This is a genomic window from Micromonospora maritima, assembly GCF_902825405.1.
In the GTDB taxonomy this organism is placed as follows: domain Bacteria; phylum Actinomycetota; class Actinomycetes; order Mycobacteriales; family Micromonosporaceae; genus Micromonospora; species Micromonospora maritima.
The window spans coordinates 1-1,453 of record NZ_CADEAU010000835.1; the positions used below are offsets into that span (position 1 = coordinate 1).

A 1,453-nucleotide genomic window follows, 5' to 3' on the forward strand; every position below is an offset into this window, starting at 1 on the left:
CCCGGTCGCGCCGGCCTCGCGGTCGGCGCCGCCGGCGCCCTGAAACTCTTCGCCTGGCCGGTGGCGATCGTGCTGGTCTGCTGGGCCGCCACCCGCCGCGCCGCCGGTCGCACCGCCCTGGGCGCCCTCGGCCTCCCCGTCCTCGCCCTGGTCCCGGTCCTGCTCGTCGACCGCGACGCCCTGGTCGAGAACGTGCTGCGCTTCCCCCTCGGCCACGGCCTGGTGACCAGCCCCGCCCAGTCCCCGTTCCCGGGCCACCTCATCGCCGAGACGTTCCCCGCCGGCCGCGCCGTCGCCGCCGCCCTGCTCGTCGCGGTCGGCCTGGCGATCGCCGTCCGACTGCTGCGCCGACCGCCCCGCACCGCCGCCGCCACCGCCGCCATCTGCGGATACGGGCTGCTCGCCGCCATCCTCCTGATGCCCTCCACCCGCTTCGGCTACCTGCTCTACCCGGTCGCCCTGCTCGTCCTCGCGCCGGCGCTGACGCTCACCGGGAACCCGACCCGGGACACCGGCACCCCGGCATTCCCGGCAACCACCCGCCGCGACGCGGCCGAAGGGCGTACACCTGAGGAATGACCACCTACCGCGACCGGGCCGAGGCGGGGCGCGACCTCGCCGAACGACTCACCGACCTCGCCGGCCGGCCGGACGTCATCGTCCTCGGCCTGGTACGCGGCGGCGTACCCGTCGCCCGGGTGATCGCCGACCGACTGGGCGCCCCCCTCGACGTGCTGGTCGTCCGCAAACTCGGCGTGCCCTGGGCGCCCGAGGTCGCGTACGGCGCACTCGGCCCCGGCGGCGTGCAGGTCCTCAACGACATGGTCGCCGGCCGGATCAGCGAGAACGACCGGGCCCAGGTCCGCCGCCGCGAACAGGCCGAGCTGGAACGCCGCGAACAGCGCTACCGCGCCGGGCGCCCACCCCTGGACCTGACCGGCCGCACCGCCGTCGTCGTCGACGACGGACTCGCCACCGGCGCCACCGCCCGCGCCGCCGTCCAGGTCGCCCGCCACCTCGGCGCCACAGGCGTGCTCGTCGCCGTTCCGGTCGGCTCCGAGCAGGCGTACGAGATGCTCACCGACACCGCCGACACGGTCGTGAGCTGCCAACTCCCGCCCGACTTCACCGCCGTCGGCGCCTACTACGACGACTTCCACGAGGTGGCCGACGACGAGGTGACGCAGGCGCTGACCGCCACCGCGTGAAATCACCCGGTACCTTCGATGTCATGCAGCTCACTTGTCCCAAATGCCACGGAGAGATGCGCCAGTACGAGCGCAGCGGAGTAGTCATCGACCAGTGCGGCGAGTGCCGCGGAATCTTCCTCGACCGCGGCGAGCTCGAGAAGCTGTTCGAGGCCGAGGCCAACTGGAACCAGCAGCACGGGGGCGCCCGCCAGGCCGCACCCGCCGGCGCCGGCTACCCGCCGCCCCCGCCACCCCCGCCCGCC

The 1,453-nt window shown here is 74.9% G+C and carries 2 protein-coding genes and 1 pseudogene; all 3 read left to right on the forward strand.

The annotated features are described in order from the left end of the window. A pseudogene (locus tag HUW36_RS32780) lies at positions 1-579 on the forward strand (hypothetical protein); the annotation flags it as partial. Then, a complete protein-coding gene (locus HUW36_RS32785) occupies positions 576-1,208 on the forward strand; it encodes a phosphoribosyltransferase (RefSeq protein WP_174531577.1) in 633 nt (210 codons plus the stop codon). The pseudogene HUW36_RS32780 and the gene HUW36_RS32785, both read left to right, overlap by 4 nt. 23 nt (positions 1,209-1,231) lie before the next feature. Then, positions 1,232-1,453: TFIIB-type zinc ribbon-containing protein (locus HUW36_RS32790; protein ID WP_174531578.1), on the forward strand; the 222-nt coding region annotated here is incomplete at its 3' end.

Bases quoted from the DNA above. Each gene is read 5' to 3' on its own strand.
- HUW36_RS32785 (WP_174531577.1), top strand. From the start codon at position 576: ATGACCACCTACCGCGACCGGGCCGAGGCGGGGCGCGACCTCGCCGAA.